General features: G+C 71.8%; 19 protein-coding genes and 2 pseudogenes. 8 read left to right on the plus strand and 13 right to left on the minus strand.

Translation table 11 applies throughout. The annotated features are described in order from the left end of the window. Positions 1–1,851 carry an asparagine synthase (glutamine-hydrolyzing) gene (asnB, locus tag Q4V64_RS10470; RefSeq protein WP_124443447.1) on the plus strand — a complete coding sequence of 617 codons (1,851 nt, stop codon included), beginning with the start codon at positions 1–3 and terminating at the stop codon, positions 1,849–1,851. A gap of 23 nt (positions 1,852–1,874) precedes the next feature. Here the strand turns inward: asnB and Q4V64_RS10475 are convergent, their stop codons facing one another. After that, positions 1,875–2,249 carry a helix-turn-helix transcriptional regulator gene (locus Q4V64_RS10475; protein WP_124443446.1) on the minus strand — a complete coding sequence of 125 codons (375 nt, stop codon included), beginning with the start codon at positions 2,247–2,249 and terminating at the stop codon, positions 1,875–1,877. A gap of 125 nt (positions 2,250–2,374) precedes the next feature. Here Q4V64_RS10475 and Q4V64_RS10480 point away from each other — a divergent pair, with 125 nt between their 5' ends. Further along, positions 2,375–3,583 (plus strand): MFS transporter, encoded by a 1,209-nt coding sequence (locus Q4V64_RS10480; RefSeq protein WP_124443445.1) that lies wholly within the window; start codon positions 2,375–2,377, stop codon positions 3,581–3,583. A gap of 220 nt (positions 3,584–3,803) precedes the next feature. After that, positions 3,804–4,874, plus strand: a complete 1,071-nt coding sequence (locus Q4V64_RS10485; RefSeq protein ID WP_124443444.1) for an RNA ligase (ATP) — start codon at positions 3,804–3,806, stop codon at positions 4,872–4,874. 411 nt (positions 4,875–5,285) lie between these two features. Here the strand turns inward: Q4V64_RS10485 and soxR are convergent, their stop codons facing one another. Beyond that, positions 5,286–5,765 (minus strand): redox-sensitive transcriptional activator SoxR, encoded by a 480-nt coding sequence (gene soxR / locus Q4V64_RS10490; RefSeq protein ID WP_124443443.1) that lies wholly within the window; start codon positions 5,763–5,765, stop codon positions 5,286–5,288. A gap of 128 nt (positions 5,766–5,893) precedes the next feature. Here soxR and Q4V64_RS10495 point away from each other — a divergent pair, with 128 nt between their 5' ends. Beyond that, on the plus strand, positions 5,894–6,355 hold the full coding sequence (locus Q4V64_RS10495) for a MaoC family dehydratase (RefSeq protein ID WP_124443442.1): 462 nt from the start codon (positions 5,894–5,896) through the stop codon (positions 6,353–6,355). A 12-nt stretch (positions 6,356–6,367) separates the two neighbouring features. Here the strand turns inward: Q4V64_RS10495 and Q4V64_RS10500 are convergent, their stop codons facing one another. From Q4V64_RS10500 to Q4V64_RS10510, 3 genes and pseudogenes are all read right to left on the minus strand, one after another. Further along, the gene (locus Q4V64_RS10500) at positions 6,368–6,994 is read right to left on the minus strand and encodes a TetR/AcrR family transcriptional regulator (RefSeq protein WP_124443441.1); all 627 of its coding nucleotides are present in this window, start codon (positions 6,992–6,994) and stop codon (positions 6,368–6,370) included. A 73-nt stretch (positions 6,995–7,067) separates the two neighbouring features. Further along, positions 7,068–7,313, minus strand: a complete 246-nt coding sequence (locus Q4V64_RS10505) for a YiaA/YiaB family inner membrane protein (protein WP_124443440.1) — start codon at positions 7,311–7,313, stop codon at positions 7,068–7,070. 107 nt (positions 7,314–7,420) lie between these two features. Next, positions 7,421–8,640: pseudogene (locus Q4V64_RS10510) on the minus strand (acyl-CoA dehydrogenase family protein). Between the two features lie 97 nt (positions 8,641–8,737). On the opposite strand from Q4V64_RS10510, the gene Q4V64_RS10515 reads away from it, so the two are divergent. The 3 genes from Q4V64_RS10515 to Q4V64_RS10525 all read left to right on the plus strand — a co-directional run bounded on the left by Q4V64_RS10515 (position 8,738) and on the right by Q4V64_RS10525 (position 11,268). Beyond that, positions 8,738–9,379 (plus strand): TetR/AcrR family transcriptional regulator, encoded by a 642-nt coding sequence (locus tag Q4V64_RS10515; RefSeq protein WP_124443439.1) that lies wholly within the window; start codon positions 8,738–8,740, stop codon positions 9,377–9,379. Between the two features lie 46 nt (positions 9,380–9,425). Further along, positions 9,426–10,136, plus strand: a complete 711-nt coding sequence (locus Q4V64_RS10520) for a winged helix-turn-helix domain-containing protein (protein ID WP_124443438.1) — start codon at positions 9,426–9,428, stop codon at positions 10,134–10,136. Positions 10,137–10,311: 175 nt separating this feature from the next. Further along, complete coding sequence (locus Q4V64_RS10525; RefSeq protein WP_124443437.1) at positions 10,312–11,268, plus strand: DMT family transporter; 957 nt, start codon at positions 10,312–10,314, stop codon at positions 11,266–11,268. On the opposite strand, the gene Q4V64_RS10530 is transcribed toward Q4V64_RS10525, so the two are convergent. The 5 genes and pseudogenes from Q4V64_RS10530 to Q4V64_RS10550 all read right to left on the minus strand — a co-directional run. Continuing rightward, positions 11,260–12,582, minus strand: coding sequence for an MFS transporter (locus Q4V64_RS10530; protein WP_124443436.1), 1,323 nt, complete (start codon positions 12,580–12,582; stop codon positions 11,260–11,262). The genes Q4V64_RS10525 and Q4V64_RS10530 overlap by 9 nt on opposite strands. A 151-nt stretch (positions 12,583–12,733) precedes the next feature. After that, positions 12,734–13,828 carry a Zn-dependent alcohol dehydrogenase gene (locus tag Q4V64_RS10535; RefSeq protein WP_124443435.1) on the minus strand — a complete coding sequence of 365 codons (1,095 nt, stop codon included), beginning with the start codon at positions 13,826–13,828 and terminating at the stop codon, positions 12,734–12,736. A 10-nt stretch (positions 13,829–13,838) separates the two neighbouring features. Further along, a complete protein-coding gene (locus Q4V64_RS10540) occupies positions 13,839–15,227 on the minus strand; it encodes an aldehyde dehydrogenase family protein (RefSeq protein WP_124443434.1) in 1,389 nt (462 codons plus the stop codon). Positions 15,228–15,392: 165 nt separating this feature from the next. Next, on the minus strand, positions 15,393–16,730 hold the full coding sequence (locus Q4V64_RS10545; RefSeq protein WP_124443433.1) for an ABC transporter ATP-binding protein: 1,338 nt from the start codon (positions 16,728–16,730) through the stop codon (positions 15,393–15,395). Positions 16,731–16,902: 172 nt separating this feature from the next. Then, positions 16,903–17,382: pseudogene (locus tag Q4V64_RS10550) on the minus strand (class F sortase); the annotation flags it as partial. 297 nt (positions 17,383–17,679) lie between these two features. Between Q4V64_RS10550 and Q4V64_RS10555 the strand changes: the two are divergent. Next, complete coding sequence (locus Q4V64_RS10555) at positions 17,680–18,537, plus strand: hypothetical protein (protein WP_303715958.1); 858 nt, start codon at positions 17,680–17,682, stop codon at positions 18,535–18,537. Here the strand turns inward: Q4V64_RS10555 and Q4V64_RS10560 are convergent. From Q4V64_RS10560 to Q4V64_RS10570, 3 genes are all read right to left on the minus strand, one after another. Continuing rightward, positions 18,521–19,099 carry a hypothetical protein gene (locus tag Q4V64_RS10560; RefSeq protein WP_124443425.1) on the minus strand — a complete coding sequence of 193 codons (579 nt, stop codon included), beginning with the start codon at positions 19,097–19,099 and terminating at the stop codon, positions 18,521–18,523. The two genes, Q4V64_RS10555 and Q4V64_RS10560, sit on opposite strands and share 17 nt — an antisense overlap. Positions 19,100–19,201: 102 nt before the next feature. Continuing rightward, entirely contained in the window at positions 19,202–20,608 is a 1,407-nt protein-coding gene (locus tag Q4V64_RS10565) for an MFS transporter (protein WP_303709792.1), read from the minus strand. A gap of 49 nt (positions 20,609–20,657) precedes the next feature. Further along, complete coding sequence (locus tag Q4V64_RS10570; RefSeq protein ID WP_124443423.1) at positions 20,658–22,073, minus strand: CitMHS family transporter; 1,416 nt, start codon at positions 22,071–22,073, stop codon at positions 20,658–20,660. Positions 22,074–22,197 lie beyond the last annotated feature (124 nt).

The following is a 22,197-nucleotide window of genomic DNA, read 5'->3' on the forward strand; positions in this document are numbered from 1 at the left end:
ATGTGTGGAATAGCCGGCTGGGTGGACTTCGCCCGCGACGTACGCCAGGAAGGGCAGACCCTGGAGGCGATCACCCGGACCATGGCCTGCCGCGGCCCGGACGCCGAGGGCATGTGGGCCGACGAGCATGCCGCTCTCGGTCACCGCAGGCTGTCCATCATCGACCTCGACGGCGGCCGGCAGCCCATGACCGCCGAGGAGGACGGCCGCGTCCTGGCCTGCCTGACCTACAGCGGTGAGGTGTACAACTTCCAGGAACTGAGGCAGGAACTGGTCACCCGCGGCCACCGGTTCCGCACCCGGAGCGACACCGAGGTCGTCCTGCGCGGCTACCTGGAGTGGGGCGAGGGTCTGGTCGACCGGCTCAACGGCATGTACGCCTTCACCGTGTGGGACGTACGCGAGCAGACGCTCCTGCTGGTCCGGGACCGCATGGGCGTGAAGCCGCTCTACTACTTCCCCACCCCGGACGGCGTGGTGTTCGGCTCCGAGCCGAAGGCGATTCTCGGCCATCCCGCCGTGCCCCGGAAGGTGACCGCCGAGGGCCTGCGTGAGGTCCTGGAGATGGTGAAGACCCCCGAGCACGCCGTCTTCTCCGGCATGCACGAGGTGCGTCCCGGCCAGCTGGTCCGGATCTCCCGGGCGGGGATCGCCAAGCGGGCCTACTGGGCGCTCGAGGCCCGCGAGCACACCGACGAACTCGACACCACCATCGCCACGGTCCGCGGGCTCCTCGAGGACATCGTGGGCCGGCAGACCATCGCCGACGTGCCGCTGTGCTCCCTGCTGTCCGGAGGCCTGGACTCATCGGCCATCACGGCGCTGGCGCACCAGAAGCTGATGCAGCGCGGCGAGGGACCGGTGCGCTCCTTCTCCGTCGACTTCGCCGAGCACGGCGGGCAGTTCGTCGCCGACCCGGTGCGCGGCACCTCCGACACGCCCTTCGTCCATGACCTGGTCCGGCACATCGGTGCCGAGCACAGCGAGGTCCTCATCGACAGCGCGCAGCTCGCGGACCCCGAGCTGCGGGCCAGCGTCCTGCGGGCGCTGGACCTGCCGCCGGCCTACTGGGGTGACATGTGGCCGTCGCTGTACCGGCTGTTCCAGGCCGTGCGGGCCCGCTCCACGGTGGCCCTGTCGGGCGAGTCGGCCGACGAGGTGTTCGGCGGCTACCGCTGGTTCTTCGACCCGGAGGCGGTCGAGGCCCAGACGTTCCCCTGGCTGACGTCCGCGACCGGCAAGTACTTCGACGGCAAGTCGCTGTTCGACCCGGGGCTGCTGCAGAAGCTGGACATGCCGGGGTTCCTGCGCGACAGCTACGCCCAGGCCGTGGCGGAGGCGCCCGCGCTGCCGGGCGAGGGCGCGACCGACCGCCGTATGCGGCAGATGAGTTACGTCAACCTGACGCGGTTCGTGCAGACGCTGCTGGACCGCAAGGACCGTATGAGCATGGCCGTCGGCCTGGAAGTCCGGGTCCCGTTCTGCGACCACCGGCTCGTCGAGTACGTGTTCAACGTGCCGTGGGAGATGAAGTCCTTCGACGGGCGGGAGAAGAGCCTGCTGCGGGCCGCGACGAAGGACCTGCTGCCGGAGTCGATCGTGCAGCGCGTCAAGAGCCCGTACCCGACGACCCAGGACCCGGCCTACGAGCAGGGGCTGCGGCGGGCGCTGGCCACGATGCTCGACGGCTCCGCCTCACCCGCGCTCCCGCTGCTGGACCAGGCCGCGGCCCGGCGCCTGCTGGACACCCCGGTCGGCGACATGAGCGCTCAGTACGACCGCTCGGGACTGGAGATGGCCCTCGGGGTCAACTCCTGGCTGTCCGCCTACGACATCGTCCTGGACCTGTGAGCACGGTGCCCGTCGGCCGCACGTCAGGCTGAGCGGCCGGCGCCCGTCACCGCATCCGACGGTCGGTGGCGGGCGTCGGCCGGGCCGTATCCGTCCCGCGTGGCGACGCCGAGCAGGTGGTCGAGCAGGCCGGGATAGCGGCTCTCCAGGTCGGCCAGGCGCAGCGAGTTGTAGCAGCGCGTGCCCTCCGAGCGGACGTACAGCACCCCTGCCTCCCGGAGGATCTTCAGGTGGTGGGTCATCGTCGACTTGGCGATGCCGCCGCCCAGTTCACCGGCGGTGCGCTCCTTGCCGTCCGACAGCGCGACGGCGATGCCGAGCCGCGTGGCGTCGCTCAACGCGAAGAGCACGGCGGGCAGTTGGATGTCGGCGGTCTCGGGATGGAAGTAGCGGCGCACGCCTCAAGAATCGCACAGCCGCCCGGAGTTCGGACGGGGCCGAAAACCAACGGGTCCACTTGCCGCGGCGGTCGGCACTCCCGCAACGTACTAATGAACCGCGATCATCGAACATTGAGGATGCAGTGAAACTCGTCTACCTTCTGGGGGTCGGAGCCTTCGCGCTCGGCCTCGACGCCTATGTCACGGCCGGCCTGCTGCCCGTCATCGCGGACGACTTCAACGCGTCCGTGTCGGCCACGGGGCAGATGGTCACCACCTTCACCCTCGCCTACGCCATCGCGTCACCGATCTTCGCCACGCTGCTGTCCGCGTCCCGCGTACGCACCGGCCTGCTCGCCTCCCTCGCCGTGTTCGCCCTGGCCAACGCGGGCAGCGCGCTCTCCGGCTCCCTCGGGGTCCTGCTGGTCACCCGGGCCTTCGCCGGGGTCGGCGCGGGCCTGTACCTCGCGCTCGCCGCGTCAGCCGCCGCCTCCCTCGTCGACGACAAGCGACGCGGCCGCGCCCTCGCCGTGATCATGGGCGGTATGAGCTCGGGCACCGTGATCGGCGTGCCGCTCGGTGTCTTCATCGCCGAGCACACCGGCTGGCGCTCGACCCTGTGGCTCGTCACGGCCCTCGGGCTCGTCTCCTTCGTGGGACTCGCGCTGCGTCTGCCGCCGCTCCCGGCCGGCGAGTCGGTGTCCCTGCGTCAGCGTGCCCAGGTCGTCACCGACCCGCGGGTCGCCTCCATCGTCGGCGTGTCCTTCCTGGCCGCCGTCGCCAGCCTCGGCCTCTACACCTACATCGCCCCCGTCATGGAGACCGGCGCCATGGGCGGGGTCGACAACATCACTCCCTACCTGTGGGCCTGGGGCATCGGCGGCGTCCTCGGCAGTGTGCTCGTCGGCCCGCTCGTGGACCGGGTACGGCGCCCCCAGACGCTCGTCGTCGGCATCCTGGCGCTGCTCACCCTCGCTCTCCTCGTCCTGCGCCCCGTCTCGGGCGTCACCCCGCTGTTCGCCCTGTTGCCCATCGCCGTCTGGGGCGCCGTGGGCTGGGCGTTGCAGGTGCCGCAGCAGAACGACCTGCTCCAGGCGCGCGGCGAGCGGGGCGGCCCGGTCGCCGTCGCGCTGAACGAGTCGGCGCTCTACCTCGGCAGCGCGATCGGCTCGGGCCTCGGCGGGGTGGCCTTCTCCCTCGGCTGGAGCGGGGCGGTACTGCCGCTGTGCGCGGCCGGGGCGGCCTTCCTGGCCCTGTTGCTCCAGGTCACCGGTGTCCGCGCCGCCACCAAGCGGCGCCCCGTCGAGGCACCTGAGCCCGCCGCCCCCGTCCCCGCGGACACCCGCACCTGACGCGACGACTGCCTGGGGATCACCGCACGGCCCGTAGTGAGGCAAGGACGGCGCCGTGCGGAGACCCTCGACGCGGGAGCGGAGTGGAGCGGACAGGTGCCGCCGGCCGAAGATGCCGACGGTACCAACCGCTAATTCGCTCGCTCCAGCCCTTTCCCGTACGCACAGTTGGGGACGATGAAAGCCACGTCCCGAACCTGAAGAAGGGCAAGGAGTCCCGATGTCGACGCTGCGCGTCACCGCCGAAGTACTGACCGTCCACGAGCATCCGAACGCCGACGCGCTCGAACTGGCGCAGGTCGGCCTGTACCGGGCCGTCGTCGCCAAGGGCGCGTACCGCACCGGTGAGGCCGCCGTGTACATCCCCGAGCAGGCCGTGCTGCCGTCCGGGTTGATCGAGGAGCTGGGGCTGACCGGGCGCCTGGCGGGCGGCAAGTCCGACCGGGTCAAGGCGGTGCGGCTGCGCGGTGAGCTGTCGAAGGGGATCGTGTGCCGGCCGAAGGCACTGGCGGACGTCGATCTGGCGCGGGCGGCCGCGGAGGGGACCGACTTCGCGGAGCGGCTGGGGATCACGAAGTGGGTGCCGCCGATACCGCCGACGATGTCCGGGGACGTGGAGTCCGCGCCGGATCTGCTGCCGTGGGTCGACATCGAGAACATCCAGCGGTACCCGGACATCTTCGCGGCGGGCGAGCCGGTGGTATTGACGGAGAAGCTGCACGGGTCGGCGTGCCTGGTGACGTATGTCGCGGATGAGGGGCGGGTGTACGTGTCGTCCAAGGGCTTCGGGGCCAAGTCGCTGGCGCTGAAGGAGGATCCGCGGAATCTGTACTGGCGTGCGGTGCGGGGGCACGGGGTCGCCGAGGTCGCGGCACGGCTCGCCGAGCGGCTGGGGGCGCGGCGGGTCGGGATCTTCGCAGAGGTGTTCGGGGCGGGGGTGCAGGACCTGACGTACGGGGCCGATGGGCGGCGCGACGACATGTTGGGGTACGCCGTCTTCGATGTCTCCGCGGAGATCGACGGGGTGGTGCGGTGGCTGGACGCGGCGGAGTTGGTGGAGGGGGAGTTGCCGTTGGTGCCGCGGTTGTTCGAGGGGCCGTACGACATCGAGCGGGTGCTGGAAGTCGCGAGCGGGCGGGAGACCCTGTCCGGGCGGGGGCTGCATCTGCGGGAGGGGGTGGTGATACGGCCGGCTGGTGAGCGGTACAGCGCGGTTACCGGGGGCAGGGCGATCGCCAAGGCGGTCAGCCCGGCGTATCTGACGCGGAAGGGCGGCACGGAGTTCGAGTGAGCCGGGGCTGACGGTGCCCGGGGCTGGTGCGGGGCGGCCTACGGGGTGCCGCTCTCTTTGGGTCGGGAGCCGCCCCAAAGAGAGCGGCATGTCTGCCCGCAGCCACGGCGGGACGGACCTGCCGGATACAGCAGCACCCACCAGGCCCCGGGGCGGCGCGCCGGCACCTGCGGCAGCAGCCACCGGCAGCAACGGCAGCACGCACCGCCGGCAGCAGGGCGGCAGCACGACCCACCGACAGCCATGGCAGCACGCACACGTCGGCGACTGCCAGCAGCTACGGCAACACACACCCGCCAGGCCCAGGGGCGGCGCGCCGGCAACTGCGGCAGCACGGACGCCTCAGCGGGTGCGGCGGCCCGCCGGCAGCCACGGCGGCACGCACCGTCGGCAGCGGCCGTGGCGGCACGCCTACCGTCCCCTCTTCCGGTCTCCCCCTTGTTCCGCCAGCAGCCGCGAGCCCGTCAGCCGTTCGCCGATCCGGTCGTCCGGGTTGGAGAGGACGCAGGTGTCCAGGGAGAGGCAGCCGCAGCCGATGCAGTCGGTCAAGTGATCGCGGAGGCGGTTCAACTGCTTGATGCGTTCGTCGAGTTCGGAGCGCCATGTCTCGGAGAGGCGGGCCCAGTCCTCGTGCGTGGGGGTGCGTTCCTCGGGGAGTTCGGCGAGGGCGTCACGGATCGTGGCCAGGGGGATGCCCACGCGCTGGGCGGCGCGCACGAAGGCGACGCGGCGCAGGGTGTCCCGGCTGTAGCGGCGCTGGTTGCCCGAGGTGCGGCGGCTGCTGATCAGGCCCTTGGACTCGTAGAAGTGCAGGGCGGAGACGGCGGCGCCGCTGCGGGCGGAGAGCTGGCCGACCGTGAGCTCGTGGATCTTCTCGTGGATCTGGGGCACCCCTCAGAGCCTACCCATCGCCTCGCCGCGCGCCCGGTCCGTTGACATGGGCCCCGCACCCGACCATGCTAAGCAGTTGCTTAGACATGATGTGACATGACGAGTGTGCGATGCGGGAGGCCAGCGACATGGCAGAGCCGAGGATCTTCACGTCCGCCGACGAACTGAAGGCGGCGGTGGGCGAGCAGCTGGGGTACACCGACTGGCTGGAGATCGACCAGAAGCGGATCGATCTGTTCGCGGACGCCACCGGCGACCACCAGTGGATCCACGTCGATCCGGAGAAGGCCGCCGCGGGACCGTTCGGCACGACCATCGCGCACGGCTATCTGACCCTGTCGCTGCTGCCGCTCTTCGGACCGCAGCTGATCAAGGTCGAGGGCGTGAAGATGGGCGTCAACTACGGGACGAACAAGGTCCGTTTCCCCGCTCCGGTTCCGGTCGGGTCGAGGCTGCGCGCCACCGCCGCCATCACCGGCGTCGAGGACGTGTCCGGCGGCGTCCAGGTCACCGTCGCCTTCACCGTGGAGCGCGAGGGCGGCGACAAGCCGGTCTGCGTGGCCGAGTCGGTGTCCCGGTACTACCTCTGACGGACGAGGGGGCTACTTCCTCGCGCCCACCATCCGCAGCACGAGGTCGGCGTACAGCGCGCCGACCTCGTCGGGCGTCCGAGGGCCGTCGACGTTGAACCAGCGGGCCACGTCGACGCACAGGGAGAGCACGGCCAGAGTGGTGCTCTTGATGTCCAGCACGTCGAACTCGCCGGTCTCCACGCCCTCCTCGATGATCCCGCGCACCTCCGCGTCCACCTGACGGCGCAGGGCGAGGATTTCGGAGCGGGCGTCGGGGCCGAGCGAGTCCAGTTCGTACTGCACGACCCGCGCGGTGGTGCGCCCGCCCGCGTGCCAGCGGACGAAGGAGCTCACCGCGTCGGCGAGGCGCTCGGACGCGCTGCCCTCGCCCCGGGCCGCCGTGCGCAGGATCTCCACGGCCTTCTCGTGACCGATCCTGCTGATGCGGTGGAGCAGCTCTTCCTTGGTCTTGTAGTGGATGTAGAGCGCGGCCGGGCTCATGCCGGCGCGGCCCGCGATGTCACGGGTCGTCGTGGCGTGGTAGCCGCGCTCGGCGAAGGCCTCCACCGCGGCGATGAGCAACCGCCGGGCCGCGTCGGGCGTGACCTCGCCCCACCCCGACGTCTCGCCGCCGGCCGTCTCCTCCGCCGTACTCATCGCTCGTTCGCCCCTCTCGCTGCCAGAGTCACCACCATACCGCCGAAGCTGAGCGAGCGCTTAGCGTGCCCGCTCAGAGCTTCTCGAGCGGGTGGTACGACCGCTCCGCGGCCTCCTGACGGTCCCGGATCACCTTGGCCAGCGTAAAGGCGGAGGTCACCAGGTACAGGACGGCGATGGCGAGGAAGGCCCGCACCCAGGCGTCAGCCTTCAGCTGGTAGATGCCGATGGCGGTCGCGGCCATGGCGACGGCGAAGGAGGCGACGGCCTGGCCGTAGAAGGCGGCCGTGTTCTGCTGCTTGCCCGGTGTCTCACTCATGGGGACAAGGATCGACGGACGCGGCCCGCGCCACATGCGCGCGGCTACTCAGTCCAGCTACTCAGAACTGCGAAACACCCGTCCTCAGAACGGCGAGACACCTGCCCTCAAAACGCCGAAACACCCGTCAACGCCCGCCCGATGACCAGCTTCTGGATCTGGCTGGTGCCCTCGTAGAGGGTCATCACGCGGGCGTCCCGCAGCAGCTTGCCGGCCGGGTACTCGTCGATGTAGCCGTAGCCGCCGAAGACCTGGAGGGCGTTGTTCGCGGCGCGGACGGCGGCCTCCGAGGCGAAGAGCTTGGCCTTGGAGGACTCCACGGCGAAGGGCAGTCCCCGGTCGATCAGGTCGGCGACCCTCCCCCACTGCCCTAAAGGCGTGGGGGGACCCCCACGGTCAGCAGGCGGGCCGCGTCCACGTCGACGGCGATGTCGCTGATCAGCTCCTGCACCAGCTGGTGGTGGGCGATGGTCCTGCCGAACTGCTCGCGCTCGCCGGCATACCTCACCGCCGCGTCCAACGCCGCCTGGGCGATGCCGACACAGCCCGCGGCCACCGACATCCGGCCCTTGGCGAGGGCGGACATCGCGACCGAGAAGCCCTTGCCCTCCTCGCCCAGCAGCGCGGAGGCGGGCACCCGCACGTCTTCGAGGACCAGCTCCGCGGTCGCCTGGCCGCGCAGGCCGAGCTTGCCGTGGATGGTGCGGCGGGTGAGGCCGGGTGTGTCGGTCGGCACGAGGAACGCGGAGACGCCCTGGTGGCCGGGCGCGTCCGTGGAGCGGGCGAAGAGCAGGACGACGTCGGCCCAAGTGCCGTTCGTGATGAACATCTTGGTGCCGTTGATGACATAGTCTCCCCCACTCTCGGCTTCGCTCGAGCGGGAGGTACCCCCATCCTCACGGACCGCCCGCGCGGCGAGGTTGCCGGCGTCGGAGCCGGTGCCCGGCTCGGTGAGGCCGAAGCAGCCGACGTACGCGCCGGAGGTGAGGCCCGGCAGCCATCGCCGCTTCTGTTCCTCGCTCCCCCGGGCCGCGATGGTCTTGGCGACCAGGCCGAGCGAGACGGAGACGATCCCGCGCACGGACGAGTCCCCGCGGCCGAGCTCCTCCGTGACCAGGCAGTACGCGAGATGGTCGCCACCCGAGCCGCCGTACTCCTCGTCGATCGTCAGGCCCAGGAAGCCGACCTCGCCGAGCTTCTTGACGATGCCGCGGTCGACCTCCTCGGCGCGGTCCCAGGCGACGACGTTCGGGATGATCTCGCGGTCCACGAAGTCGCGGGCGAGCCGCCGCACGGCGATCTGCTCCTCGCTGAGCTCCAGGTTCATGCCGAGTCACCCCACAGAGAACGGTCCTTGAAAGTCGTACAGTCGCGAGCTTAAATTAGCACTGCTAGTTTATCTCCGCAGCCCTACTATGTGCGCCATGGCCCGACCGCGCAAGCCCCTGCTCAGCACCGACCGGATCGTCGAGACGGCACGCGCGCTCGTGGACGCGGAGGGCCTGGCGGCCGTCTCCACGCGTCGGCTCGCCGCCGAGCTGGGGGTCAGCGGGCCCTCGCTCTACAACCACTTCCGCACCAAGGACCAGATCCTGGAGGCCGTCGCCGACTCGGTGAGCGCGCAGGTCGACCTGACGATGTTCGACGGCGGGCGGGACTGGCGGACCGCGCTGCACGACTGGGCGGTCTCCTACCGGGCCGCCCTGCGCGACCACCCGAACATCGTCCCGGTCCTGGCCCGCGGCCCCGGCCGCCGTCCGGCCGCGCTGCGGCTCGCGGACGCGGTCTACGGCGCGATGGTCGACGCGGGCTGGCCGCCGGCGCAGGCCACGTCCATCGGCGCGCTGATGCGGTACTTCATCATGGGCTCCGCGCTCGGCTCCTTCGCCGGAGGCTTCGTGGACGACGCGAGCGCGTACGACCCGGCCGACTACCCGCACCTCGGGCAGGCCCACCTCCTGGCCGAGCAGCAGGAGAAGATCGACGAACGGGCCTTCGAGACAGGTCTGACGGCGCTGCTGGACGGGCTGGCTCGGCAGTACGAGCAGGTCGAAGGGGCGGTCTAGGACGGTTCGGTCGGCGCCGAAGTGTCCGTGTCCCATGCTGGGACGCATGACCACCAAGGACCCCCGGGCGCCGCGGCTCGCCCGCCTCGCCGGGCTCGTCGCCGACGAGACCCGGGCCGCGTGTCTGCTCGCGCTGCTCGACGGGCGGGCATGGACCGCCGGTGAGCTGGCGCGGCACGCGGGTGTCGCCGCGTCGACCCTGAGCGAGCACCTGGGCAAGCTCGTCACGGGCGGGCTGCTCGCCGAGGAACGGCAGGGGCGGCACCGGTACGTACGGCTGGCCGACGCGCGGGTCGCCCAGCTGGTGGAGGACCTGGCCGCGCAGGTGGCGCCGGACGGCGTCGGACGGCCGCGGAACCTGCGGGAGTCCAGCGCCGGGTCGGCCATGGCCCGGGGGCGCACCTGCTACGACCATCTCGCCGGGCGGCTCGGCATCACGGTCACCGACGCGCTGACCGCACGCGAACTGCTGGTCCAGGACACGGGGTTCGCGCTGACGGAGGCGGGCGTCGGCTGGTTCGAGGCGGTCGGCATCCGCCTCGATCGCACGGGCCGCCGCCCGCTGGCCCGGGCCTGCCTCGACTGGACCGAACGCCGTCACCATCTCGCGGGCGTCGCGGGCGCGGCCCTGTGCCGGCACGCCCTCGACACGGGCTGGTGCGTGCGCATCGGCTCCGAGCGGGCGGTGAGGGTGACGGCGGCGGGTGAGCGGGCGCTGTCCGAGCTGCTGGGCATCGAGGCGGGGGCGCTGCGCTAGCGGCACCGGGCCTCCTCCGACATCGCGTCCTGAAATGACGTCGGGCACTCCGACATCGCGTCCTGAAACGACGCCGGGCCCTTCGACCTCCCGTCCTGGAACGACGCCGGGCGCCCCAACCTCCCCGTCCGAAATCCGCGAGCCTCTTCACCCCCTCCGCCCTAGCCTCAGGAGCATGATGAACGCCTCCCTGTTCCGCCCTGCCCGTCGTACGGAGCTGCTCGCCGCTGGTGCGGCCACGGTCACCGTGGTGCTGTGGGCCTCGGCCTTCGTCTCCATCCGCAGTGCGGGTGCCGCGTACTCGCCGGGTGCGCTGGCGCTCGGGCGGCTGCTGGCCGGGGCCCTGACGCTGGGGGTGATCTGTCTCGTACGGCGGGAGGGGGCGCCGCCGCGGTCGGCCTGGCGCGGGATCGTGATATCCGGGGCGCTGTGGTTCGGCTTCTACATGGTGGCCCTCAACTGGGGCGAGCAGCAGGTGGACGCCGGGACGGCGGCCCTGGTGGTGAACATCGGGCCGATCCTGATCGCCCTGCTGGGCGCGCGGTTGCTCGGGGACGCGATGCCGCCGCGGCTGCTGGCCGGGATGGCGGTGTCGTTCGCGGGTGCGGTGGCGGTCGGGCTGTCGATGTCGGGCGACGGCGGGTCGTCGGTGCTCGGAGTCGTGCTGTGCCTGATGGCCGCGGTCGGCTACGCGGGCGGTGTCGTGGCGCAGAAGCCGGCCCTCGGCCGGGCGAGCGTGCTGCAGGTGACGACGTTCGGGTGTCTCGTCGGGGCGGTGTGCTGTCTGCCGTTCGCCGGTCAGCTGGTGTCGGAGGCGGCCGAGGCGCCTGCTTCGGCCACCCTCAACATGGTCTATCTCGGCGTGTTCCCGACCGCGCTGGCCTTCACGACGTGGGCGTACGCCCTGGCCCGTACGACCGCGAGCCGCATGGGCGCGACCACGTACGCCGTTCCCGCACTGGTCGTCCTGATGTCGTGGCTGGCGCTGGGCGAGGTGCCGGGGCTGCTCACGCTGGCCGGCGGAGCGCTGTGCCTGGCGGGGGTCGCGGTGTCGCGGTCGCGCGCGCCGAAGGCCGCGGCTCCGAAGACGGTTCCGGAGCCGCGGCCCGAGAAGGCCTCCGATTCAGTGTGAACGTGCTCTGCCCGCCAGGACCTTGATGGAGAGCAGGGCGACGAGGGAGAGCACGATGATGTAGCCGGACACGGCCATCGACGTGCCCGCCGCCTCCAGCAGCAGCACCATCAGGAAGGGCGCGAGTCCGCCGCCGAACACAGCCGCGATCTGATAGCCGAGGGAGGCGCCCGTGTAGCGCATCTCGGGCGTGAACAGTTCGGCGAACAGGGCGGCCTGGGGGCCGTACATGATGCTGAGGAAGCAGCTGGCGACGAATGTGCCGACGGCCAGCCACAGCAGCGAGCCGGTGTCGATCAGCAGGAACAGCGGTACGGCCCACAGGGCGATGCCGGCCGCGCCGATCGCGTAGATCCGGATGCGGCCGACGCGGTCGGAGAGCGCGGCGGCGGCCGGGATCAGCACGAGCTGGGTGAGGCTGACGCAGAGCGAGACGGTGAGCACCGCACCGCGCTTCATGTCGAGCTCGCGGGTGGTGTAGTCGAGGACGCCGGTGATCAGGATGTAGAAGGTCGCGGTGTTCACGGCGAAGGAGCCGCCGGCCAGGAGCACCGTGCCGAGGTGGCCGCGGAGGATCGTGCGCAGCGGGGAGCTCTGCTCGGCCTTCTCCTTCTCCGCCAGCGCCTTTTCGGCTTCGCGGAATGCTGGGGTCTCCTCGACGCGCGTGTGGATGTACCAGGCCAGCACGAGGACGAACAGGCCGATGAGGAAGGGCACGCGCCAGCCCCAGGCCGCGAAGGCGGTGTCCGTGGTGAAGGCTCCGGCCAGCAGGAAGACCGAGTTGGCCGTCACCACGCCGATGGGGACGCCGAGCTGGACGACGCTGCCGTAGACACCGCGCTTGCCCTCGGGGGCGTACTCGGTGGCCAGCAGCATCGCGCCGCCCCACTGCGCGCCGACCGCGATGCCTTGTACGACGCGCAGGACGACCAGCAGGACCGGGGCGGCGACGCCGATGGTGGCGTACGTCGGGAGCAGGCCGATGCCGGTGGTGGCCACGCCCATGAGGGTGAGCGCGAGGACCAGCATCGGCTTGCGGCCGCGCTTGTCGCCGAGGTGGCCGGCGACGATGCCGCCGAGCGGGCGGGCGAGGAAGCCGACGGCGAAGGTGGCGAAGGAGGCGAGGACGCCGGCGGTGGGGTTGCCCGCCGGGAAGTACAGGTCACCCAGGACGAGGGCGGCGGCGATGCCGAAGACGAAGTAGTCGTACCACTCGACGGCCGAGGCGAGGGCCGCCGCGGTGGCTACGCGGCGACGGTTGGCCTTGGGGAGGGCCGTGGTGGGGATGGGCTGAGCGGGTGGGGCTGTGTCCATGCGTGCACACTCCGGTGGGTGCGGTGGGGACGTTGCCGGGAACATACTGACCGGACGGTATGGGGTCAACGGGTGTGCCGGGAGGTTGTACGAAGCACCGGACGGGCCCGCCACGACAGCCGAGCGGTCAGAAGTGCGGCTAGAAGAGCGGTCAGAAGTGCGGCTGGAAGACCACCAGGGCCCTGCCGCCCTTCCCCGCCACCATGTTCTCGAACGCCGCCGGGATGCCCTCCAGCGCGATCCGTTCCGTCACCAGCGCACCCAGGTCCAGGCGGCCCGCCCGGACGTGCTCGGCCAGTACCGGCAGGTCCCGCGCCGGGTCGGAGTTGCCGTAGACGCAGCCGGAGAGAGTCCTGCCCCAGTGGAAGATCTCCAGGGCGTTGAAGGTGACCTTCTGGTCCTTGCCGCCGATGCCGACGACGGTCGTGCGGCCGCCGCGGCGCGTGGAGTCCCAGGCCGTGCGGATCGTGGCCGCACGGCCCACGCACTCGACGGCCACGTCGACGCCCTGCCTGCCGGTGAGGGCACGGATCTCGCGGGCGGTGTCGTCGGAGGCCACCACGTAGTCGGTGGCGCCCGCGCCGCGCGCCAGTTCCTCCTTCTCCGGGGAGACATCGACCGCGACGATCCGGGACGCGCCCGCGATGCGGGCCGCCTGGAGTGCGGCGAGGCCCACTCCCCCGACGCCGTACACCGCGACCGTCTCGCCGGAGCGGACCCGCGCCGCGTGGTGGACGGCGCCGTATCCGGTGAGGACGGCGCAGCCGAGGAGGGCCGCGTCGGTCAGCGGGACGCCGTCGGGGACCGGCAGGACGCAGCCCGCCGACACGACGGTCTCCTCGGCGAACGCGGCCACGTTCAGGCCGGGGTGGAGGTCGGTGCCGTCCGACCGGCGGTGTGCGTAGACGTCGGCGGCGCCGTTCAGCGCGTTGGCGCACAGCCAGACCTCGCCGAGCGAGCAGGGGTGGCAGCCGCCGCAGGACGGGGCCCAGTTGAGGACGACTCCGTCGCCGGGGCGGACGTGGGTCACCTCGTCGCCGACGGCGACGACCGTGCCCGCGCCCTCGTGGCCGAGGACGGCCGGAACGGGGACGCGCATGGTGCCGTCGGACAGGGAGAGGTCGGAGTGGCAGACGCCGGCCGCGGCGAGCCGGACACGGACCTGGCCGGGGCCGGGGTCGGGAAGCTCGATCTCGGCGATCTCCAAGGGAGCGCCGACAGCGGGAAGGACGGCGGCACGCACCACGTCGGGCTCCTCAGAACTGCAGGGACTTGGTCTGGAGGTACTCGGCGAGTCCGTGCGTGCCGAGTTCACGGCCGACGCCCGACTGCTTGTAACCGCCGAAGGGAGCGAGGGGGTTGAAGCGGCCGCCGTTGATGTCGACCTGCCCGGTGTCCATACGGCGGGCGAAGGCCACCGCCTCCTCCTCGTCGCCGGCCCAGACGGCGCCCGCGAGGCCGTAGACCGTGCCGTTGGCGATGCGCAGGGCGTCCTCCTCGTCCTCGTAGCTCAGGATCGTCAGAACCGGGCCGAAGATCTCCTCCTGCGCGATGGTCATGTCGGGGGTCACGTCGGCGAAGACCGTGGGACTGACGAAGTAGCCCCGTTCGCGCGGGGATTCGGGGCCGCCCGCGACCAGCCGCGCCCCTTCCGCCACGCCCTTCTCTATGTAACTCCGCACCCGCGCCCGCTGCTTGGCGCTGACCACCGGGCCGATGCGGTCGCCGTACTTGGCGACCGCCGTCGCGGCGATGCCGACCGCCTCCTCGTACTGCTCCCGGTGCACCAGCATCCGTGTCCAGGCGCTGCATGTCTGGCCGGAGTTGGACATGACGTTGGCGACGCCGACGTTGACCGCCTTGGCGAGGTCGGCGCTGGGCAGGATGACGTTGGCGGACTTGCCGCCCAGTTCCAGGGCGACCTTCTTCACGGCCGCGCCCGCCGTCGCGCCGATCTGCCGGCCGACGGCCGTCGAGCCGGTGAAGGAGACCAGGTCGACGTCCAGGTGCTCGGCGAGGGCCTGGCCCGCGACCGGGCCGAGCCCGGTGACCAGGTTGAAGACGCCGGCGGGGACGCCGGCCTCGTGGGCCGCCTCGGCGAAGAGCTGGGCGACCAGCGGTGTGTCCTCGGCGGGCTTCAGCACCACCGTGCAGCCCGCCGCCAGCGCCGGGGCGACCTTGGCGACGATCTGGTGGAGGGGGTAGTTCCAGGGCGTGATCGCGCCGACCACGCCGATGGGTTCGTGGTGGACGGTCGAGTTGCCGACCTTCTCCTCGAAGGCGTACGTCGCCGCCAGCTCGGCGTAGGACCCGGCGACGGTGATCGGCAGCGCCGCGTGGACGGCCTGCGCGAGCTTCGCCGGCGCGCCGAGTTCGGCGGTGACCGTCTCGGCGATCTCGTCCTGGCGGGCGGCGAGGGCGTCCCGGAGGGCGGCCAGGCGCGCGGCCCGCTGGGCGGGGGCGGTCGCGGCCCAGGCCGGGAGGGCGGCGCGGGCGGCCCGTACGGCGGCGTCGACGTCCTCGGCGGTGCCGGCCGGGACCCGGCCGATGACCTGCTCGTCGACCGGGTTCACGACCTCGATGGTGTCCGGGCCGGTGGCGGGGCGCCACGCGCCGTCGAGGTAGATGCCGTCGTGTGCCTTCATCGTGCTTCCTCCCGAGCGGGGCCGTTCGTCGTCCGACACCCAAACTAGCGATGTTAGTTTTCGGGCACCAGACATGCCGGACCATGAGACCGGACCATGAGATCAGAAGTCGACCGGGCGGTGGCGGTGGCGGTGGCGGTGGCGGTGGCGGTGGCGGTACATGCTTCACCCCTCCAGGTCGGGAAGTCTCGCGGGGGAAGGGCAGATCCGTTCGCCGTGCTGGTCGAAGACGAACAGGTGGGCGATGTCGACGAGAAGAGGGACTTGCAGGCCCCGGCGCAGCTCGATGTCGGGGGTGGTGCGGACGACGAGGTCGCCGGGGAGGCGGCTGTCGGCCCGCGCGGGCTCGGGTTCGGCGTCCGCCGGTTCGTCCAGCACCACCACCGGGCCGGCTCGCAGGGCCCCCGCCCGCCCCCGGAAGCGTTCCAGGACCGTGCCCTCGCGGCGGCGGCGCCTGGCGGCGCGGGCGCCCGGGTGCGGGGCCTCCAGTTCCGGTACGACGGCGGGGCTGGAGCCGGTGTTGAAGTGCACGAGGACCTCGTGGCCCTGGAACTCCACGTGCTCCACCAGACCGCTGATCGGCACCTCGCCGGGGCGGGCGGCGGCCGGTTTGGCGATGCGTACGGCCTCCGAACGCAGGCCCACGATGACCTCACGGCCCTGCTGGACGCGGAGCAGCTGGTGGTCGAGGGAGAGAGGTTCCGGCAGGCGCAGATACTGCTTGCCGAGGCTGATCGTCATCGCGCCGTCGAGCGGGGCGCGGACCAGGCCGCGCAGGAGGTTGATGCGCGGGGTGCCGATGAAGGCGGCGACGAAGACGTTGCGGGGCAGCGCGTACACCGAGCGTGGGGTGTCCACCTGCTGGAGCACACCGCCGCGCAGGACGGCGACCCGGTCGCCGAGGGACATGGCCTCGGCCTGGTCGTGCGTGACGTACACCGTGGTGACGCCCAGCTCCCGGGTGAGGTTGGCTATTTCGGCCCGCAGGTGGTTACGGAGCTTGGCGTCGAGGTTGGACAGCGGCTCGTCCATCAGGAAGGCGGAGGGGTGGCGGGCTATCGCCCGGCCCATGGCGACGCGCTGGCGTTCGCCGCCGGAGAGCTGGGCGGGCCGGCGGTCGAGAAGGTCCTCGATGCCCAGCATGCGGGCGGTGGCGTCCACGCGGGGGCCCGGGTCCTCGCCGGGGGCCTCGATGCGCAGCGGGAAGCCGATGTTGCCGCGGCTCGTCATGTTCGGGTAGAGGGCGAAGTTCTGGAACACCATCGCCATGTCACGGTCGGACGGCAGCAGGTCGTTGGCGTATTCGCCGTCGAGCAGCAGCTGCCCCTCGGTGATCTCCTCCAGGCCGGCGATCATTCTGAGGACGGTGGACTTGCCGCAGCCGGAGGGTCCGAGCAGGACGAGGAACTCGCCGGGCGTGATGTCCAGCGAGAGCCGGTCCACCACGCGGACGCCCTTGCTGTAGGCCTTGCTGACTTGGTGCAGGGAGATGGCGCGTGTCATGACGGTGCCCCCGGGGGCTCACTTGGGCGCTGGTGCTCCGCGGTCGAATGTCCCGTGCGAGTCGTACGAGACCTGTGGGTCACGGAAATTAACGGACTGTGCGCGCCCGGGGGAAGAGACGGGGCGGGATCGGACGCCTCGGTCCAGTCGGTGAGAAAGCGGATGATCTGATTCAGCGGGCAGTGCGGGCCGGTTCGCGGACCTTGGTGAGGTGGGCGAAGACGACGACGTTGCCCGAGTAGCCGGTCCTACGGTTGTAGGTTCCGCCGCAGGTGATCAGGCGCAGCTCGGGTCGGCCACGGGGACCGTACACCTCCCGGTCCGGGAAGTGCGCCTTCTCGTACTTCTTGATGGCGTCGACGGTATACACGGCGATCCGCCCATCGGCCCGCCGCACCTCGACCGACCGGCCGCGCTTCAACTCGGTGAGGCCGGCGAAGACGGCGGGGCCGGTGTCCGTGTCCAGGTGCCCTACGGCGACGGCGGTCCCCTGGTCACCGGGCGACGGCCCCTCCCCGTACCAGCCCACCAGGTTCGGCTTCCCCTCCGGAGGCGTGGCGAGCCGCCGCTCACGGTCGAGCCGCAGGGGCATGACCGGGGCGTCGACGTCCAGGTAGGGGATGACGAGCCGGGTGGCGCGGGAGCGGGGCAGGATGCGCAGCGGGGGGCGGCTCGGGGGACGACGGGTGGATTTGGGGGGCTGTGCGGGTCGGTGGGGTTGTGGTGGGCGGGTGTGGGTGCGGGGGGTGGTGGTTCGAGGGTTGGTGGCTCCGGGGTTGGTGGCTCGGGGGTTGGCGGCTCGGGGGTTGGCGGCTCGGGGATTGGCGGCTCGGGGATTGGCGGCTCGGGGATTGGCGGCTCGGGGACTGGCGGTTCGAGGATTGGCGGTTCGAGGGGTGGGCGGCTGCGGATTTGCCCTGCTCCCGGCTGCTCCGGGCCTCGGTGGGGCATGCCGGGCGCCGCCGCCGGCGCTGGCGCGGGGGGCGGGCTGGGCGCGGCGCGCGTCGGCGCGGGGATTGCTTGGCTGGGTGCCGCCCGCGTCGGCGCGGGGATTGCTTGGCTGGGTGCCGCCCGCGTGGGCGCGAGGGCCGGGTCGAGCGCCGCCCGTACCGGCACCGGTTCCAGGCCGCGCACCGCCCGCACCGGCAACGGGCCGGACATCACCCGCCACAGCACCGGATCCAGGCCGCCCATGGGCCGCCCCGCCGCCTCCTCGGGCCCCTGCTGGGTCACGCCGGGCGCTGTCGACACCGGCACCGGACCCAGGCCGCGCACCACCCTCACCAGCACCGGGCCGAACATCACCCGCCACACCACCGGCCCCAGGCCGCACCTGCCCCACCCCACCAGCACCCGCACGAGGCCCCGCCGGATCACGCCGGACACCGTCCGAACCGCCACCGCCACCGCCACCGCCACCGCCACCGGCACCGGCACCGGCACCGGCACCGGACCCAGGCCGCGCACCGCCCGCACCGGCAACGGGCCGGGCATCGCCCGCAGCGGCGTGATTTCTGGGAGGCGCCTGTTCTGTTCCGAGCCCGCTGACCCCGCGCCCGTCGGGCGGCGCACCCTGCGCGCCGGTGCCGCTCGCCGGTCGTTGCCGTGGTGCGCCTCGTGCGTCGACGCGGGGGTCCGACCCCCCGGAGGGGCCCGGCTGAGCGGTCGTGGCCGCTCCGCCGGGCTCCTCGTCCTGGGAGCACCAGACGCCGCCCGCCACCAGGGATGCGGTCAGTACGGCGGTTCTCGCCAGGCGGTAGGCGCGCGTCCGGTACCAGGGCCTGCGGCGTCTACGCCGCGCCATTGATGCGACGCCGCCGGAACCACACCGCCCCGCCGACCGCGGCCACCCCCACCGCCGCCGCGCCGGCGACCGGCGTGTAGGCCTCGGCCCGGGCGAGACCGCCGCCACCGGCGGCCGGACCGCCGTTGGGGCCGAGGACGCCCGCCACCCGGTCCGAGCAGTCCACATTGAACAGCTTGGTCTTGCGCGGGACCGCCGGCTGGTCGACGACCGTCCAGTTCAGCCTGTACCGGCCGACGGGCAGCATCAGATTGCCCGAGACGCCCGCTCCATTGGCGAGCGTGACGACGCCGGAGAGCGTGGCGTTGGCGGGGGCCTGCGCGGTCTGCGGCTCGATGGTCCAGTTGATGCCCTCAGCGACGTCGAAGTTGAAGGCGTCGAGGTAGAACTTGCAGATCTTGGGCTCGTTGAGCCGGGCGGCGGAGGCGGTACCCGCCATGTGGACGTTGACGTCTCCGTTGTGCCCGGGTTGGGCGACGGCGTTCGGCGCGCTGAGGAACAGGGCTCCGCCGACGGTGAGCGCCGTCAGTAGGGCGGCTCTGCGCGGACGGGACGAGGTCGGCATACGGGACCCTCCGAATCAGATGCTTTTCATACGAATCTCACTGCTATCTGACTCAATGTCACATTTGCCCCGCAGACAGTGGGAGCAGCGCCCTACGAACCGTCAGACATCGCTCTTCCGGCTCAATGACGGCCGGAAGCGACGCCCCCCGCCCGGCGCCCCGCCATCCGACGCCTCGCCACCCGGCGCCCCGCCATCCGACGCCTCGCCACCCGGCGCCCCGCCACCCGGCGCCCCGCCATCCGACGCCTCGCCACCCGGCGCCCCGCCATCCGACGCCTCGCCACCCGGCGCCTCACCGTCCCCCGTCTCGCCACTCTCCGCCTCACCGTCTCCCACCGCGGGCCGCCCCGACCGCAGCGCGATCCCCGAGGACACCAGCAGCAACGCCCCCAGCATCACGAACGGCGCCGCCACGCCCGCGACCCCCGCGACCAGGCCGGCCGCGGCGGGCGCGGCGACCTGGCCGAGGCGGTTGCCGGTCAGGCGCAGTGCGAGGGCCGTGGAACGGGCGCCGTCGGGGGCCGCCTGGACGACCGTCGTCATGGACAGCGGCTGCCCGACACCGAGGCAGAAGCCGAGGACGGCGAGGATCAGGGCCAGCGCCCACACCGGAACCGGCAGCGCGATGCCCGCGCACAGCACGGCCGCCAGCAGACAGGTCACGGTGAGGAGAAGGGCCCGGCCCAGCAGCCGCAGCAGGGGCGTGAGCACCAGGCGGCAGGCGATCGTGGCCGCCGCACGCAGGCTCAGCAGTACGCCGATCACGGACGGGGCGATGCCCCGGTCCTCGCCGACCACCGGGAGGTAGGCGGTGAGGATGTCGGTCGCGGACAGCACGGAGAGGCTGATGAAGATGCCCGCGGGCGCCCCCCGGGCGCGCAGGATGCGCTGGACGGGGACGCGTTCGCCTTGTGCCTTACGGGACTTGGCCGCCGTATCGCGATGCTCTATGCGCCACAGCGACGTGAACGCGACCGCCCCTCCCGCCCCCGCCACGACGAGGGCGAGCGCGCTGGTGCCCGCCATGTCGGGGCCGCCGATCAGTGCGCCCGCCGCGATCGGGCCGACCAGCTGGCCGAGGGAGGCGCCGATGGTGAAGTGGCCGAAGTTGCGGTCCTGTTCGTGCGGGGCGGACTGGCGGGCGACGAGCGACTGGGCGCCGATCACGAAGCAGAGATGGCCGAGGCCCATCACACCGCTCCAGATCGCCATCGCCCAGAGGGAGCCCGCGATACCGCTCAGGGCGCAGCCGCCGGATATCAGGACCACGCCGACGGGCAGCAGGGGCGCGCAACGGCCGTGGTCGGTGCGGCGGCCCAGCGGTACGGCGGCGAACAGCGGGAGCAGCGCGTACACACCCGCGATCACACCGATCGCCCGCTCGTCCGCGCCCAGCGCGAGGGCCCGGTAGGAGACGGCGGGCCGGGCCATCGACACCGCCCCCTGCGCGAAGCTGAAGGCGATGACGAGGCGGAGCAGCCAGCCGCGGTTCCCACCGGGCCCCATGATCGAATCCTCCGTCGAGTGTTCGGACGACCGTTCTTCGGGCGAATGTTCAGATGATCCCGAAGAGCATCCCTGCCCCGAGGATGATGAGGCATGTGAGGGCCGCCCACTTGACCACGAACCGCGTGTGGTCGCCGAACTCGACCTTGGCCATGCCGACCAGGACGTACACGGCCGGGACGAGCGGGCTCGACATGTGCAGCGGCTGGCCCACCAGCGAGGCGCGGGCGATCTCCAGCGGGGACACGCCGTGTGCCGCGCCCGCCTCGGCGAGCACCGGCAGGACGCCGAAGTAGAAGCCGTCGTTCGACATGAAGTACGTCAGCGGCAGGCTCAGCACGCCGGTGACGAGGGCCATGTGCGGGCCCATGCCCTCGGGGATGACGTCCACCATCCACTTGGCCATGTGCTCGACCATGCCGGTGCCCTGGAGGACGCCGGTGAAGACGGCGGCGGCGAAGACCATGCCGGACACGTTGAGGACGTTCTCGGCGTGGGCGGCGATGCGGGCCTTCTGGTCGGGGATGTGCGGGAAGTTCACCGTGAGCACCAGCGCGGCGCCGATCAGGAACAGCACCGGGATCGGCAGCCACTCCATGATCATGGCGGTGAGCAGAATGACCGTGAGCAGCGCGTTGAACCAGTAGAGCTTGGGGCGCAGGGTGGCCCGGTGGGGGTCGAGGCCCTGGAAGCCGTCGTCCTCCTTCTCGGTGTCCTGCGGCGCGTCCGCGTCCGCGTCGGCGCCGGAGCCGGAGCCGGCGGTGCGCACAGGGGTCTTCTTGTCGCCGGAGCCGCCCGCGCCCACGAGAACGGTCTCGGTTTCCGGCTCGAGCACCTCGTCCAGCGTGAGCACGCCCAGCCGCTTGCGCTCGCGCAGACCGAGCGCGTACGAGAGCACGAAGACACCGAGCAGGCCGACGGCGAGGGCCGGGATCATCGGGACGAAGATGTCGCTGGCGTCCAGCTTGAGGGCGGTGGCGGCGCGGGCCGTGGGGCCGCCCCAGGGCAGGGTGTTCATCACGCCGTTGGCCATGGCGGCGACACCGGTCATCACGACCATGCTCATCTTCAGGCGCTTGTACAGCGGGTACATGGCGGAGACGGTGATCATGAAGGTGGTCGAGCCGTCGCCGTCCAGCGAGACGATCGCGGCGAGCACGGCGGTGCCCACGACGATCCGCATCGGGTCGGCCTTGCAGAACTTCAGGATCCCGCGCACGATCGGGTCGAAGAGGCCGACGTCGATCATCACACCGAAGTAGACGATCGCGAACATGAGCATCGCCGCGGTGGGGGCGAGGCTGGTGACGCCGTCGATGACGTAGTCACCGAGGTTGGCGCCCTTGCCGACGAACACACAGAACAGTGCGGGGATCAGCACGAGCGCCGCGATCGGCGACATCTTCTTCAGCATGATCAGGACCAGGAAGGTCGCGATCATGGTGAAGCCGAGGATGGTCAGCATGAGTGGATACCTAACGTTCGCCCTTGAACTCCCACCAGGGCCGGCGGTGCGATGACGTTAGGTCGCGTCAAGCGGCGTTAACAAGACGTTGACATGCGAGCAATAAGCGCAAAATTCCAGGTCA

It is taken from the genome of Streptomyces sp. NL15-2K (genome assembly GCF_030551255.1).
Taxonomy (GTDB): domain Bacteria; phylum Actinomycetota; class Actinomycetes; order Streptomycetales; family Streptomycetaceae; genus Streptomyces.

Excerpts from the sequence above, each read along its gene's own strand:
- Q4V64_RS10540 (WP_124443434.1), bottom strand. The coding sequence starts at position 15,227 with ATGAAGGCACACGACGGCATCTACCTCGACGGCGCGTGGCGCCCCGCC.
- Q4V64_RS10520 (WP_124443438.1), top strand. The coding sequence starts at position 9,426 with ATGACCACCAAGGACCCCCGGGCGCCGCGGCTCGCCCGCCTCGCCGGG.
- Q4V64_RS10560 (WP_124443425.1), bottom strand. The coding sequence starts at position 19,099 with ATGCCGACCTCGTCCCGTCCGCGCAGAGCCGCCCTACTGACGGCGCTC.
- Q4V64_RS10565 (WP_303709792.1), bottom strand. The coding sequence starts at position 20,608 with ATGGGGCCCGGTGGGAACCGCGGCTGGCTGCTCCGCCTCGTCATCGCC.
- asnB (WP_124443447.1), top strand. The coding sequence starts at position 1 with ATGTGTGGAATAGCCGGCTGGGTGGACTTCGCCCGCGACGTACGCCAG.
- Q4V64_RS10545 (WP_124443433.1), bottom strand. The coding sequence starts at position 16,730 with ATGACACGCGCCATCTCCCTGCACCAAGTCAGCAAGGCCTACAGCAAG.
- Q4V64_RS10525 (WP_124443437.1), top strand. The coding sequence starts at position 10,312 with ATGATGAACGCCTCCCTGTTCCGCCCTGCCCGTCGTACGGAGCTGCTC.
- Q4V64_RS10555 (WP_303715958.1), top strand. The coding sequence starts at position 17,680 with ATGCCGGGCGCCGCCGCCGGCGCTGGCGCGGGGGGCGGGCTGGGCGCG.
- Q4V64_RS10505 (WP_124443440.1), bottom strand. The coding sequence starts at position 7,313 with ATGAGTGAGACACCGGGCAAGCAGCAGAACACGGCCGCCTTCTACGGC.
- Q4V64_RS10500 (WP_124443441.1), bottom strand. The coding sequence starts at position 6,994 with ATGAGTACGGCGGAGGAGACGGCCGGCGGCGAGACGTCGGGGTGGGGC.
- Q4V64_RS10495 (WP_124443442.1), top strand. The coding sequence starts at position 5,894 with ATGGCAGAGCCGAGGATCTTCACGTCCGCCGACGAACTGAAGGCGGCG.
- Q4V64_RS10515 (WP_124443439.1), top strand. The coding sequence starts at position 8,738 with ATGGCCCGACCGCGCAAGCCCCTGCTCAGCACCGACCGGATCGTCGAG.
- Q4V64_RS10530 (WP_124443436.1), bottom strand. The coding sequence starts at position 12,582 with ATGGACACAGCCCCACCCGCTCAGCCCATCCCCACCACGGCCCTCCCC.
- Q4V64_RS10485 (WP_124443444.1), top strand. The coding sequence starts at position 3,804 with ATGTCGACGCTGCGCGTCACCGCCGAAGTACTGACCGTCCACGAGCAT.
- Q4V64_RS10570 (WP_124443423.1), bottom strand. The coding sequence starts at position 22,073 with ATGCTGACCATCCTCGGCTTCACCATGATCGCGACCTTCCTGGTCCTG.